Raw genomic sequence first — 12,883 nt, 5'->3', positions numbered from 1 at the left:
CAGCGCGGCGCGTGGGTGCGGGAAACCGCAAGGAGGCGGGAGAGGTGCTCGTGCATTCCGTATTTGTTACAGCGCCGATTCTCGCCGCCATGCATCTGGGCGCGTTTTTCTTCTTGGAGGATGTGCTTTTCGTCGCGGGCGTCAAGGAAGAATATCTTGCTCTTGCCGTATCGTATGCGACGATTGCGGTTGCGGCGGTATTTTTTCTTTCCCTAGCGACACTTCTGCAAGCCGTGCTCATCGGGTTCGGCAATACGGCGCTCGTTCTTGCTATCAATGTGGCGAGCAATGTTCTCAATGTCATAGGCAATGCGTTTTTGATCTTTGGTCTTGGTCCCTTTCCTGCGCTTGGCGTCGAGGGGGCGGCGATTGCTACGCTCTTGGGCGCTTTCTTTGCTTTTGCTGCAACACTGATCGCGCTTTTTGGCATGGGGGTTTTCTCCGAGGTGCAGCAGATTTTTCCCGATCTGCCGTTTCTGCGGGAGTTTGGCAGGCTTTTTGCCGGCATTTTCGGCGAAATGGGCTGTGAGCGCGTCGGCATGGTGCTTTATTCGCGCATGGCGGCGGAGCTTGGTACGATTCCTTTTGCTGTCCACAGTATATGTATGAATTTCTGCGACCTCTACTACGGCTTCGCGCAGGGGATGGGAAAGGCGAGCATGGTGCTCGCAGGTCAGACCTGCGGCGCACGGCGCGTGCAGGGATGGCGCGCCTACCTGCGTGCAGGTGTCAAGTGGGGATTGGGGTTTTCGCTGCTCGCTGCTCTTTTGACGGCGATTTTTTCCAGCTCCATCATCGGCCTGTATGACAGCGATCCTGCGGTCATCGGCATGGGGACGCCGATCATGCTCTTTGTAGCGGCAGTCAGCTTCCCCGAGGCTTTGGCGCTGATCTTTGCCGGCGTTTTGCGCGGCAGCGGCAAAACGGGGCAGGTGGCGATGTGCTATTTCGTCAGTGTGACATTCCTGCGCCCGATATTCACGGCGTTCCTGCTCTATGGGCTGGGGCTTGGAATCTTGGGCGCATGGATTGCGTTGCTCTTTGACCAATGTTTGCGGGCCGTTTCGTCGGGGTTTCTCGTGCGGCGGGTGCGTGTTGCAGCGTTGATGGGCAAAGGGTAGCCGAACCTATTGCATAGAAAAAGTCGAGATGTGATTTTTCATCGCTTCTCGACTTTTTTTGTGGAATTTTTGATAAAAAGAGGACAATCTCTTGACGGAATGGCATTTTCGGTTTATCCTCTGTTCAAAGCGATTGCATAGAAACATCATGGTAGAAGTGGAAAAGAGGCTGTAAGGAATGGAAAGACAGAAAAGGGTTTTGGCGATACATGATATTTCGGGCGTGGGGAAGTGTTCGCTGACGGTGGCTTTGCCGATCATTTCGGCGGCAGGCGTCGAGTGTTCGGTGCTGCCGACGGCGGTCTTATCGACGCATACGGGCGGCTTTACAGGCTTCACCTATCGGGATCTGACCGAGGATATTTCGCCGATGGTCGCGCATTGGCAGGCTCTTCATTTGAAATTTGACGGCATTTACACAGGCTTTCTCGGCTCTTTTGAGCAGATCAAGCTCGTCGGCGATGCCTTTTCCGCCTTGGCGGACAAGGATACGCTGCTCGTCGTCGATCCTGTCATGGCGGACGGCGGCAAACTCTATACGAGCTTCGATATGACATTCCCGCCGGCGATGAAGGGGCTTTGCTCTAAGGCGGACGTCATTCTGCCCAATATGACAGAGGCGGCGTTCATGCTTGGGGAGCCTTACGAGGATGGGCCGTATACGCCGGCGTATGTGGACGGCTTGCTGCATCGGCTGGCAGAGGCGATTTCTGTCAAATACATCGTGCTGACGGGCGTATATTTTGATGATAAAGAACTCGGTGCAGCGGTTTATGATGCGGTGTCGGATGAGGTTCAATACGTCCTTGGCGAAAACATTCCGGGCAGTTACCACGGTACGGGGGATGTGTTCGGCAGCGCATTCATCGGCGCGGCAGTCAGCGGCAGGTCGATGGCGGAAGCTGCACGCATCGCCGTGGATTATACGGTAGACTGCATCGCTTGGACGAAGGAAGCGGGTACGGACATTCGCTACGGCGTCAATTTTGAGCGCTATCTTGGCAGTTACAGCAGAAAATTAGGGTTATAAGGGAAAAACAAGGGTATTGTGCCGGATCTGGCGCAATACCCTTTTATGTGTTCCAGAGATAAGCGCGGCACCAAAAGGCATTGAAAAGAAGGAGTGCGGCAGATAGGAAGAAGAGGCTCGGGATGCTCAGCGCCGCAGCGATATGGCCGCCGAGAATGGAGCCAAGGAACATGCCGATGAATTGAAACGTCTGTGTGACGCCGTAGACGCGACCGAAGGCTTCTTCCGGCGTATAGCGGCGAATCAAGGCGTTGATGACGGGCAGAAGTCCAGCCGTTGCAATCCCCATGCAAAAGCGCAGGCAGCCAAGTTCCCATGACGTGCGGGCGACTCCCTGCAGGACGAGTGTAAGAGCGGCAAGAAGAAGCGATGCGAAGAGAATACGCGCTTCGCCTTTGTGGTCGGCAAGATCGCCGATGCGCGAGGCGCTGATCATGCCGGCAAAGCCGGATGCGGAGAAGATGCAGCCAGCGACCAGCGCGATAGGGACGCCGCCGTCGGAAAGCTCGGATACATAGAGCGTAAGCACGGGGAGAATCGAGATGATGGCAAATTGTACGAGAAGTGTCGTGAGAAAAAGACCGAGAATCAAATGGGGAGAACGAAGGCTTTTTGCGGCGGCAGTCCATGTGATTTGTTTTCTTGCTGCGGTTGGCTGGAACGTTTCCCGCACGAAGAGAATGGCGAGGAATCCGAGAAGGCAAAGACCGCCCATGACGAAAAAGCTGCCGCGATAGCCGACAAAGCCTGAGAGCCAGCCGCCGAAAAGAGGACCGATGAGTGCGCCTGTGACTTGTCCTGTGAAGTAGATGCTCAAAGCCCAAGCAGAATGTTCCTGCGGCGTTTCCTGTGCGATGAGCGGTATGCACGCGCCTTGGAAACCGCTGAGCGCCCCTTGTAAAAGGCGCAGAAGCGTGAGATGTCCGACGTTTTGCGCCAAGCCCATGCCGGCGAGTACGAAGGCGAGCCAAAAACTCGCGCGCAGAGCCATGCGCTTTCTCCCATAGCGGTCGGAAAGCCGACCCCAGATCGGCGAAAAGATCGCCAGCATCAAAAAGTTTCCGCTGAATATGATGCCCGCCCAACGTGCCACCTCATCTGTATCCGTGATGCCGAGGTCGCTGATGTAAAGCGGCAGGATGGGGGCAAGCTGACTTGTACCGACGGAGACGATGAATGTGGCGCAGGAGCAAATATAGAGATTGCGCTTCCAGATTTCCATACGATCACCTTTTCATATCCCCCTACGGGGGTTATTTCGTGTTTAGTATAGCACGTTTTCTCCGAAAAGAAAATATTTCCCGTTTGCTTTGTAAAAGCGCGTTGCTGCAAAGGTTTACAAGAACGCGGCAATTATGCTATAATGCTTTAGGTATTTCAAGTGTTTCCGCGGCTACGACACCGATTTTCTCCGACGATACCGTGGCTGTAGGAGGAAAAGATTTTATAGGAGGGCTATTTATGCTGACACAGGAAGCAAAGCAGAGGATCATCGAGGAAAATGCTGTTCATGAGGGCGATACGGGTTCGCCTGAGGTGCAGATCGCGCTCTTGACGGCACGCATCGTCTATTTGACGGAACACCTCAAGGAGCATAAGAAGGATCATCATTCGAGACGCGGTCTTTTGAAGATGGTCGGTCATCGCCGGAGACTTTTGAGCTATCTTTACAACAGCGATATCGAGCGCTATCGTGCAATCATCGCGAAGCTGAACTTGAGAAAGTAAGAAAAGGGCGGGGATTTATCCCCGCTTTTTTGTATATGGCAAGGATAATTCATTTTTTTGTCGAATAGGAATATGAATCAAAGACAAAGGTAGAAAATAGGAGGAACTCAGATGCAGAGTTTTGAAATGCAGCTTGGCGGTCGTTCGCTGATCATCGAGCAGGGAAAGATGGCGAAGCAGGCGAACGGATCCGTGCTTGTGCGCTATGGTGATACGGTGGTGCTTGTTGCGGCGACGGCGTCGTCGGAGCCGCGCGAGGGCGTGGACTTTTTTCCGCTGACTGTGGATTTCGAGGAGAAGATGTACGCCGCCGGCAAGATTCCGGGCGGTTTCATCAAGCGCGAGGGTCGTCCGAGTGAGTCGGCGATTCTTTGCAGCCGCTTGATTGATCGTCCGATTCGTCCGCTCTTTCCCGAAGGCTTTCGGAACGATGTGCAGATCATCGCGACGGTTCTTTGCGTTGAGCAGGACAATGCGCCGGAGATCGCCGGCATGATCGGCGCTTCGTGCGCTCTGTGCATCTCCGATATTCCGTTTGGCGGTCCGATCGCGGGCGTCAAGGTCGGTCGTGTAGACGGCGCGTTCGTCGTCAATCCGACGGAGGCGCAGCGTGCGGTTTCCGACTTGAATCTGACGGTGGCAGGTTCGCATGACGCCGTCATGATGGTGGAGGCGGGCGCGAACGAGCTTCCCGAAGAGGTCATATTGGAGGCGATTCTCTTCGGACATAAAGAGATCCGGCGTATCGTTGAATTTCAGCAGGAGATCGTCGCCGCTTGCGGTAAGGAGAAGCGGCAGGTGAAGCTCTTCCTTGCGCCGGCAGAGCTCGATCAGGCGATTCGCGATTATGCCGCCGCGCGTCTTGACGAAGCCGTACGCAATCCCGACAAGCTGGCGCGTGACGAGAATATCGCCGCCATCGGTGCGGAGGTGCTTGAGCATTTTCTCGCGGATTATCCGGAAAATGTCAAGGAGATCGCCGCTGTCACGCACAAGATTGTCAAAGAGAGCGTGCGCCGCATGATTACGCATGAGAAGATTCGTCCCGATGGGCGCGCGCTCGATGAGGTGCGTCCGGTGAGCTGTGAAGTTGGTCTTTTGCCTCGTACGCATGGCTCGGGGCTTTTCACGCGCGGACAGACGCAGGTCCTCACGATCACGACGCTCGGCTCCATTGGTGACGAGCAGATCATCGACGGCTTGGGACCCGAGCAGTCGAAGCACTACATCCATCAGTACAATTTCCCCGGTTACAGTGTCGGCGAGGCACGTCCGGCGCGAGGGCCCGGCAGACGTGAGATCGGACACGGAGCCTTGGCGGAGCGCGCTCTTTTGCCCATGCTTCCGTCGTTGGAGGAGTTCCCCTATACCGTGCGTCTTGTATCGGAGGTTTTGGAGTCGAACGGCTCAAGCTCTATGGGCAGCGTCTGCGGCAGCACGCTCTCTCTGATGAATGCAGGCGTTCCGATCAAGCGCCCTGTTTCGGGCGTCGCTATGGGTCTTGTCAAGGACGGCGATCAATATACGATATTGACGGATATTCAAGGCATGGAAGACGCTTTGGGCGATATGGATTTCAAGGTCGCGGGCACGGAAAAGGGCGTGACGGCGATCCAGATGGATATCAAGATCGCCGGCATCACACGCGACATCTTGCTCTCGGCGCTTTCGCAGGCGAAGCGCGGTCGTGCTTTTATCTTGGATAAGATGCTCGCGGTCATCGACAAGCCGGCGGCGGAGCTTTCGCCGTATGCGCCGCGCGTCACGGTCATGAAGATTCATGTGGACAAGATTCGCGAGGTCATTGGCTCGGGCGGCAAGACGATCAAGAAGATCATCGACGAGACGGGCGTGCAGATTGATATTCAAGAGGACGGCACGATCTTTATTTCAGCTGTCGATGGTGATAGCGCCAAGAAGGCGCAGCAGATCATCGAGGATATCGTGCGCGATGTAGAAGTGGGCGCCGTCTATAAAGGCAAGGTCACACGCATCATGAATTTCGGCGCTTTCGTTGAGATCCTGCCGGGCAAGGAAGGTCTCTGCCATATCTCGCAGCTTGCCCGCCATCGTGTCGCACAGGTCGAGGACGTCGTGCATGAAGGCGATGAGCTTGAGGTTAAAGTCGTAGAGATTGATAAACAGGGGCGCGTGAATCTCTCGCACAAGGTTCTGCTCTAATTCCAGCGGATGGTCTAAATGGCTCGCATGGTTTTTTACCATGCGGGCTTTTTTAAAATATGAGAATCATTTCCTATTCTTTTCTGCTATACATGTTTTTATGGCTTATTGTCTTTTTTTCACTATAAATGTATAATGAGATAAGAAGTTTTTGGAGAGCTTCGGAAAGGATGAATTTCGATGATAGGCGATCTTTTGCGTGCAGAACGCGAGAAGCAGAATTTATCGGTCAAGGATATCGAAAAAGCTACGAGTATACGCGCTTTATATATAGATGCAATCGAAAAGGGCGATTACAAGACTTTGCCCGGCGAGGTGTATGCCAAGGGGTTTGTCCGCAATTATGCAAATTATCTCAAGCTCGATGCCAATGCTGTCGTCAATAGTTTCAATGAGGAACTGCATCCGCAGGAAGATCTAAGCGTGGAGGCTTCGGCTTCTTTGGCAGATGAAGCAACTCGTATGCAATCCGCAGAAAGACCTGCGGAAGAATATCGTGGACCGAAAATCACATCCCTTGAGAGCTACCCTATGGAGAAATCTTCTCATGGCGTCCGCAATGCGCTGCTCGTGGCGGCAGCGGTCTTTGTCGTTGCTTTCGCGGCTCTCGTTGCTTTCGGCGGGGAAGATGAAATGACTGCGCCGACGAAAAGCGCAGGCAAGGAGACGGTTCAGCATGGGCAGAGGCAGACGGAAGCGGCGCCTAAACCGACGGTGGACGGCGTGGAAATGACGCTGAACTTTACGGATCGCTGCTGGACGGAGGTCGTCGTCGACGGCAAGACGGAGTTTGAAGGAACTGCCGAAAAAGGGAAGACTCTGACGGTGAAGGGGAAGGATAAGATTCGTATCACGGCGGGAAATGCCGGAGCGCTCAAGTTTTCTTTGAACGGTAAAGATATGGGGACCATTGGGCAAAGGGGCGAAGTGGTGGAAAAGACCTTTTCCAAGGATGCTGCCACGACTGTGCGCTAAATGGACGAAAGAATGCAGGGCTTTTTGCCGATGAGCCGCACGGAAATGGCAAAAAGAGGCTGGGATGCGCTTGATTTCATCTTTGTTTCCGGCGATGCTTATGTCGATCATCCGGGATTTGGTGCGGCGATCATCTGCCGTGTGCTGGAAGCGCACGGTTATCGTGTCGGCGTCATAGCCCAGCCCGATTGGCACAGTACGAAAGATTTTCGACGTTTAGGCAAGCCTCGGCTTGCCTTTCTTGTATCGAGCGGCAATCTCGATTCTCAGCTCAGCCGCTTCACGGCGGCAAAGAAGCTGCGCCGCCAAGATGCTTATTCGCCCGGCGGACGCATGAACTGCCGTCCGGAGCGTGCCGTTGCCGTTTATACGAAAAGGCTGCGCGAGACTTGGGGAAGCGTTCCCATCATCATCGGCGGCATTGAAGCGAGTTTGCGCCGCATGACGCATTACGACTATTGGCGTGATGAGGTGCGCCCATCCATTCTCTTGGAAAGCGGCGCCGATCTCCTCATCTACGGCATGGGGGAGAAGCAGATCGTCGAGATCGCCGCAGAGCTTCATGCGGGCGTCGCGATTGCGCATGTGCAGGATGTGCGCGGCACTTGTTACGCCGTGCCGAATCGTGACTATGTGTGGGACTATCTGGAGCTGCCGTCGTATGAAAAGGCGGTGAAGGATAAGCGGCAGTTTGCCGAAGCTTTTCGCCTGGAATATTTGGAGCAGGATCCTCTGCGTGGACGACGGCTTATTCAGCAGAATGCAGAAATCTGTGTCGTGCAGAATCCCCCTGCGCTGCCTTTGACGACGGCGGAGATGGATGAGATCTATGAACTGCCGTATCGCTATACATGGCATCCTGCCTACGATAAGGCGGGCGGCGTACCCGCCGTCGCTGAGGTCAAGTTCGGTCTTGTCAGTCAAAGGGGCTGCTTCGGCGGCTGTCATTTTTGTGCCATCGTATCGCATCAAGGGCGCATCATTCAGCATCGGAGCAAGGAATCGCTGCTCGCAGAAGCGAAGCGCTTGATCGCGCTGCCGGATTTCAAGGGATATATTCACGATGTCGGCGGTCCGACGGCAAACTTCTACGAGCCGTCATGCAGTCATCAGCTTGTGCGCGGCACATGCCGCGGCAAGGCGTGCCTTTCGCCGCCGTGTGAGAACTTGTGCGCCGATCATAAGGAATACCTCTCCGTATTGCAAAGTTTGCGCGCCTTGCCCGGCGTGAAGAAGGTGTTCATTCGTTCGGGCATACGCTTTGATTACTTGCAAAAAGCAGAGGATGATTTCTTGGAGGTCTTGTGCCGCCATCATATCAGCGGACAGCTGCGCATAGCTCCCGAGCATGTGTCGAACCGCGTCACGCGCCTGATGGGAAAGTCGAACAAGTCGGTGTATCTGCGCTTTGTCCAAGCGTTTGAAGCGATGAACAAGAGGCTCGGCAAGAAGCAGTATCTCGTGCCGTATTTCATGTCGAGCCACCCGGGATCACAGATCGAGGACGCTGTTGAGTTGGCAGAGTTCATTCATGAGCGCGGATATCATCCGGAACAGGTGCAGGACTTCATCCCGACCCCCGGCACGCTTTCGACCTGCATGTACTACACAGGAATCCATCCTTTGACGGGAGAGAAAGTTTATTCGGCGAAGACAGCGGAAGAAAAGAAGATGCAGCGTGCGCTTTTGCAGTATTGGCTGCCGCAGAATGACGCCATTGTGCGCAGGGCTTTATATGCGGCGGGCAGAAGCGACCTCATCGGTTATGGGAAGAAGTGTCTGCTGCGTCCAAAGAAACGGGAACAGATCAAAAAACGGAGGAAAGAGAAGGGGATATAGATGCGTTGCCCATTTTGCAAGAAGGCTGACAGCCGTGTCATTGATTCGCGCGCTGCCGATGACGGCAATACCATTCGCCGCCGTCGGGAGTGTACAGCCTGCAGCAGGCGGTTTACAACATACGAAACGGTGGAGAAGATTCCGCTGATGGTCATAAAAAATGACGGCAGGCGCGTCGTCTTTGACCGCAACAAGCTCTTGAACGGCTTGATTCGCTCGTGCGACAAGCGTGATATTCCAACCGAGCGCATCGTCGCCTTGGCGGATGACATCGAAAAGGAGCTTCGCAATACGATGGATCGCGAAGTTTATACGCGCGACATCGGTGAGCTTGTCATGGAGAAGCTCAAAAACTTTGACGAGGTCGCATACATCCGCTTTGCTTCCGTCTACCGCAAGTTTGCTGACATCAGCGGTTTCCGTGAGGAGTTGGAAGCGCTGATTCGGGAGAAGAATCCGTCTTGAGTTGGAAGATAAAACGACGTCTGCGTGCGCAGCTTGAACGTGAGAGGGGATATTTCTCCTTCCCTGCCGGAACGAGGCGAAATTTTGCTTTGGTATATCCCAACTCCTATTTCGTCGGCATGTCGAACTTGGGGTTTCACATCATCTACGAACTCTTGAACCGTCGCAGCGATACCGCCTGCGAACGGTTTTTTCTGCCGTCTGAAGAGGAGCAGCGAGAGTATGAGCATACGGGGACGCCGCTTCTGAGCATGGAAAATCAGCTGCCGCTTCATCGTTTTCCCTTGATTGGCTTTGCCGTCTCCTTCGAGATGGATTACTTCCATCTGCTGCGCATCTTGCAGCTCGGCAAGGTGAAGCTGCTGGCGTCGGAGCGCGGTGAGCAAGATCCCATCGTTCTTGCAGGCGGTCCTTGTTCCACCTTCAATCCGGAACCTCTGAGCCTTTTCGTCGATGTGTTCATCATCGGTGAGGGAGAGGTCGTCATGCCTCCTCTGATGGATGCTTATGATGCCACCGTGCAGGCAGGGCTTTCGCGTGAGGCGATCTTGAAGGCTATGTCGAAGGTCGCCGGCGTCTATGTGCCATCCCTTTATGCGCATGACTACGATGCAGCGGGGCGATTGAGCGGCATCCGCGCTAAAGACGGCGCACCGCAGCGCGTCGAACGTCAATGGGTGCGCAATCTCGATGATTTTCCGGCGCACACCGTGGTCGTCACCGAAGATACGGAATTCAACCTCTACTTGATTGAAACGGCGCGCGGCTGCGGCAGGCATTGCCGATTCTGCATGGCGGGATATTGCTTCCGGCAGCCGCGCAACCGCTCCTTGGCGGTTTTGGAGAGAGAGGTGCAGGCGGCGAAGAAGTATCAGAAACGGATCGGTCTCATGGGGGCGGCGATCTCGGATTATCCGGAAATTGATGCTCTTTGCCGTGATATTTTGAAGGAAAACTTAGGCATGTCCGTCGCGTCTTTCCGCGCGGATTCCGTCACGGCAGAGCTTGTTGCATCTCTCGCGAGGAGCGGGCTTCGCACGATCACGCTTGCTCCGGAGGCAGGCAGTGTGCGCATGAGAAAGGTCATCAACAAGGGCATCGAAGAGGAGCATCTGCTCCGTACGGTCGATCTCGCACTGCAGGCAGGCATTCATCAGTTTCGTCTCTATCTCATGATCGGTCTGCCTTATGAGGAAGAAGAGGATATTGAGGCGATCGTCGCCATGACTTTGCGTCTGCAGGAACACATACGACAGAAAAAGGAGCGGGCGCAGATCACCTTGAGCATCAATCCGTTTATCCCTAAGCCTTTCACGCCGTTTCAATGGCTGCCGATGGCATCGGAGAAGCGGGTCAAGGATGCGCTCAAGACGGTTCGCAAAGGTTTGGCGGCGCATAAGAACATCCGTATCATCGCTGAATCGCCGAAGAGCGCCTATGTGCAGGGGGTACTGGCGCGCGGGGATCGACGCACAGCACATGCGCTCTACCGCGCGTTTTTGTCCGGCGGCGCCAAGGCTTTCAAGCGTGCGATGAAGGAATACGGACTTTCTTTTGAAGATTTTTTGTGTGCGGAACATACGGAAGCGGCTCTTTTCCCTTGGGATACGCTTGATATGGGATTTTCTAAGCAGTATCTTTACCGGGAACTGCAAAAAGCGGCGGAACTGCAATATACGAAACCGTGCTTTTCCGGCTGTAAACGCTGCGGCGTTTGTGATACAATGGAGGAAGGATAATGTTTCAGTTGAAACAGAGCGGCGGCATGTGGCTCGGCGCGTTTTCGCTGTTTCCCGAAAAAGGGCTTGTGCATGGCATTTCCACGCGGTTCGGCGGCGTTTCCAAAGCGCCGTTTGCATCTTTGAACATGGCGCTCCATACGGGGGATTCTCCGTCGGATGTTTGGGAGAATCGTCGGCTTTTTGCAGAGGTTTTGCAGGTGGACGCCGAGCGTATCGTCACACCGCGCCAAGTGCATGGCGATGAAATTCATATCGTTCAAGCAGCCGATGCGGGCATGGGGGCAAAACGCTTCGATGAATCCGTTTTCGCGTGCGACGCTTTGCTCACACAGGAGCCGGATATACCTTTGATGCTTTGCTTCGCCGACTGCGTGCCGCTCCTTTTTTTTGATCCCGTGCAGCGTGTCGCCGCTGTCGCTCATGCCGGCTGGAAAGGAACGGCGGCAAGGATCGGGCAAAAGACAGCGCTTCGTATGCAGGAGGTATTTCATTCACGTCCGCAGGATGTGTTGGCAGGGATAGGGCCTGCGATCGGCGCGTGCTGTTTTGCAGTCGGTGACGAAGTGACGCAGATTTTTCGAGCAGCGTTCCCCGAAAATCCGCAGATACTTTCCCGTTCATCCGAAGGAAACGCCACGGTGGATTTGTGGGCAGCCAATCGTCTGCAATTAGAAGAAGCGGGACTTCTTCCGGAACATATCGACAGCGCAGACGTATGTACGATGTGCAGCGCCGAGAGATTTTATTCCTATCGCAAGGCGCAGGGGAATACCGGCAGGTTTGCCGCATGGATTGCGTTAAGGAGGGACGTAAATTGATCGAAGAGAATTTGCGTGTCGTTTTGCGCTCCATTGAAGAGAGCAGGGCGAAGAGAAAACTTGCCGATCCGAAAGAGCCTGTTCGGCTTGTGGCGGTGACGAAAAATCATGAGGTTCATGAGATGCGCGAGGCGATCGCGTGCGGCGTGACGGACATCGGTGAAAATCGTATTCAAGAAGCGCGGGAAAAGTTTGCGGCGCTTGAAAGAGATGCCGTCAGGCACCTCATCGGTCATTTGCAGAAAAACAAGGCGAAGTATGCCGTGAGCCTTTTTGACTTGATTCATTCCGTAGATACCACGGAGCTTGCGCAGGTCTTGGACAAGGAAGCGGCAAAGATCGGCAAAGTGCAGGACGTCCTGGTGCAGGTCAATCTCGCCAGAGAAGCGACGAAGTCCGGCGTCTATGAAGAAGAATTGCAGCCCATGCTTGAAGCTGTCGATAATCTTTTGCATCTGCGTTTATGCGGTCTGATGTGCATAGCGCCCAATTACGAAAATGTCGAGGATGTTCGGCCTCTTTTCCGCCGTATGTATGAAATTTTTCAAAGAACAAAGGAGTTTCCTTGGAAAACGGCGAATATAATATACTTGTCAATGGGCATGACACATGATTATCGGATTGCTGTGGAGGAAGGCGCCAATATCGTTCGTGTCGGCACGGCCATTTTCGGGCCACGTCAGTATTGAGGAGGGAACAGGATGAGCTTCATTGATAAGGTCTGCGGAAAAATCGGCCTGATCGATCCGGAAGACATCAACGATAAAAGGGATTCGCGCGACGAAGACGATGATTTTGCAGAATCTGACGAGCTGGATCGGATGGAAAATCCGGCGTCGAACGTCGTGAATTTCCAAGCCGCTGCATCGAATGTCTCGATGAATAATGTCACCGCCTACAAGATGAAGGTCGTCGTCATCGAGCCAAAGTCCTTTGACGATGCACAGCAATTGGCGAACTGTCTGCGTGAAAAGAGGCCCGTCG

At 54.2% G+C, this 12,883-nt stretch carries 11 protein-coding genes and 1 pseudogene; 11 read left to right on the top strand and 1 reads right to left on the bottom strand.

Annotated elements, in window-relative coordinates; genetic code table 11:
* The coding region (locus tag ACTTKG_RS05160) for an MATE family efflux transporter (protein WP_442673184.1) at window positions 1-1,121 on the top strand (1,121 nt) is incomplete at its 5' end.
* 178 nt (window positions 1,122-1,299) lie between these two features.
* Window positions 1,300-2,151, top strand: coding sequence for a pyridoxamine kinase (locus ACTTKG_RS05155; protein ID WP_442673183.1), 852 nt, complete (start codon window positions 1,300-1,302; stop codon window positions 2,149-2,151).
* Window positions 2,152-2,194: 43 nt separating this feature from the next.
* Here the strand turns inward: ACTTKG_RS05155 and ACTTKG_RS05150 are convergent, their stop codons facing one another.
* Window positions 2,195-3,373, bottom strand: coding sequence for an MFS transporter (locus ACTTKG_RS05150; RefSeq protein ID WP_442673182.1), 1,179 nt, complete (start codon window positions 3,371-3,373; stop codon window positions 2,195-2,197).
* Window positions 3,374-3,612: 239 nt separating this feature from the next.
* On the opposite strand from ACTTKG_RS05150, the gene rpsO reads away from it, so the two are divergent.
* From rpsO to ACTTKG_RS05105, 9 genes and pseudogenes are all read left to right on the top strand, one after another.
* Window positions 3,613-3,879: a 30S ribosomal protein S15 gene (gene rpsO, locus ACTTKG_RS05145; RefSeq protein ID WP_442673181.1), complete on the top strand. Its 267-nt coding sequence runs from the start codon at window positions 3,613-3,615 to the stop codon at window positions 3,877-3,879.
* Between the two features lie 111 nt (window positions 3,880-3,990).
* Window positions 3,991-6,060 (top strand): polyribonucleotide nucleotidyltransferase, encoded by a 2,070-nt coding sequence (locus tag ACTTKG_RS05140; protein WP_442673180.1) that lies wholly within the window; start codon window positions 3,991-3,993, stop codon window positions 6,058-6,060.
* Between the two features lie 180 nt (window positions 6,061-6,240).
* Window positions 6,241-7,035 (top strand): helix-turn-helix domain-containing protein, encoded by a 795-nt coding sequence (locus ACTTKG_RS05135; protein ID WP_442673179.1) that lies wholly within the window; start codon window positions 6,241-6,243, stop codon window positions 7,033-7,035.
* A gap of 12 nt (window positions 7,036-7,047) precedes the next feature.
* The gene (locus ACTTKG_RS05130; protein ID WP_442673185.1) at window positions 7,048-8,874 is read left to right on the top strand and encodes a YgiQ family radical SAM protein; all 1,827 of its coding nucleotides are present in this window, start codon (window positions 7,048-7,050) and stop codon (window positions 8,872-8,874) included.
* Window positions 8,875-9,339: a transcriptional regulator NrdR gene (gene nrdR / locus ACTTKG_RS05125; RefSeq protein WP_442673178.1), complete on the top strand. Its 465-nt coding sequence runs from the start codon at window positions 8,875-8,877 to the stop codon at window positions 9,337-9,339.
* Window positions 9,336-11,078, top strand: a complete 1,743-nt coding sequence (locus ACTTKG_RS05120; protein ID WP_442673177.1) for a radical SAM protein — start codon at window positions 9,336-9,338, stop codon at window positions 11,076-11,078. Before nrdR ends, ACTTKG_RS05120 begins: the two co-directional genes overlap by 4 nt.
* Window positions 11,078-11,899 (top strand): peptidoglycan editing factor PgeF, encoded by an 822-nt coding sequence (gene pgeF / locus ACTTKG_RS05115; RefSeq protein ID WP_442673176.1) that lies wholly within the window; start codon window positions 11,078-11,080, stop codon window positions 11,897-11,899. Before ACTTKG_RS05120 ends, pgeF begins: the two co-directional genes overlap by 1 nt.
* Window positions 11,896-12,588: a YggS family pyridoxal phosphate-dependent enzyme gene (locus tag ACTTKG_RS05110; protein ID WP_442673175.1), complete on the top strand. Its 693-nt coding sequence runs from the start codon at window positions 11,896-11,898 to the stop codon at window positions 12,586-12,588. The genes pgeF and ACTTKG_RS05110 overlap by 4 nt, the downstream gene beginning before the upstream one ends.
* Window positions 12,589-12,600: 12 nt before the next feature.
* Window positions 12,601-12,883, top strand: a pseudogene (locus ACTTKG_RS05105) (cell division protein SepF); the annotation flags it as partial.

This window comes from Selenomonas sp., assembly GCF_052169755.1.
GTDB lineage: Bacteria > Bacillota > Negativicutes > Selenomonadales > Selenomonadaceae > Selenomonas.
This window is presented reverse-complemented; position numbering and strand designations above follow the sequence as displayed.

Excerpts from the sequence above, each read along its gene's own strand:
- rpsO (WP_442673181.1), top strand. The coding sequence starts at position 3,613 with ATGCTGACACAGGAAGCAAAGCAGAGGATCATCGAGGAAAATGCTGTT.
- ACTTKG_RS05150 (WP_442673182.1), bottom strand. The coding sequence starts at position 3,373 with ATGGAAATCTGGAAGCGCAATCTCTATATTTGCTCCTGCGCCACATTC.
- ACTTKG_RS05155 (WP_442673183.1), top strand. The coding sequence starts at position 1,300 with ATGGAAAGACAGAAAAGGGTTTTGGCGATACATGATATTTCGGGCGTG.
- ACTTKG_RS05130 (WP_442673185.1), top strand. The coding sequence starts at position 7,048 with ATGCAGGGCTTTTTGCCGATGAGCCGCACGGAAATGGCAAAAAGAGGC.
- ACTTKG_RS05140 (WP_442673180.1), top strand. The coding sequence starts at position 3,991 with ATGCAGAGTTTTGAAATGCAGCTTGGCGGTCGTTCGCTGATCATCGAG.
- pgeF (WP_442673176.1), top strand. The coding sequence starts at position 11,078 with ATGTTTCAGTTGAAACAGAGCGGCGGCATGTGGCTCGGCGCGTTTTCG.
- nrdR (WP_442673178.1), top strand. The coding sequence starts at position 8,875 with ATGCGTTGCCCATTTTGCAAGAAGGCTGACAGCCGTGTCATTGATTCG.
- ACTTKG_RS05135 (WP_442673179.1), top strand. The coding sequence starts at position 6,241 with ATGATAGGCGATCTTTTGCGTGCAGAACGCGAGAAGCAGAATTTATCG.